General features: G+C 68.6%; 1 pseudogene. It reads right to left on the minus strand.

Features of this window, described 5'->3' with window-relative positions:
* Positions 1-421: pseudogene (locus CBF90_RS16535) on the minus strand (type I glyceraldehyde-3-phosphate dehydrogenase); the annotation flags it as partial.

Genomic DNA, 421 nt, shown 5'->3' on the forward strand with positions numbered 1-421 from the left:
GCACCAGGCCGATGGCCTTGGCGGCCCCGGTCGAGGTCGGGACGATGTTGAGGGCCGCGGCGCGGGCGCGGCGCAGGTCCTTGTGGATGTTGTCCTGGAGGTTCTGGTCGGCGGTGTAGGCGTGCACCGTCGTCATCAGGCCCTTGGTGATGCCGATCGAGTCGTTCAGCGCCTTGGCCATCGGGGCCAGGCAGTTGGTGGTGCACGAGGCGTTCGAGAGGACGGTGTGCGCCGCCGGGTCGTACAGCTCGTGGTTGACGCCCATCACGATCGTGATGTCCTCGTTCGAGGCCGGCGCGGAGATGATGACCTTCTTGGCGCCGGCGTCGACGTGGGCCTTGGCCTTGGTCGCGTCGGTGAAGAACCCGGTCGACTCGACGACGACGTCGACGCCGAGGTCGCCCCAGCCGAGGTTGGCGGG

This window comes from Microbacterium sp. AISO3, from assembly GCF_002204305.1.
GTDB classification, from domain to species: domain Bacteria; phylum Actinomycetota; class Actinomycetes; order Actinomycetales; family Microbacteriaceae; genus Microbacterium; species Microbacterium arborescens.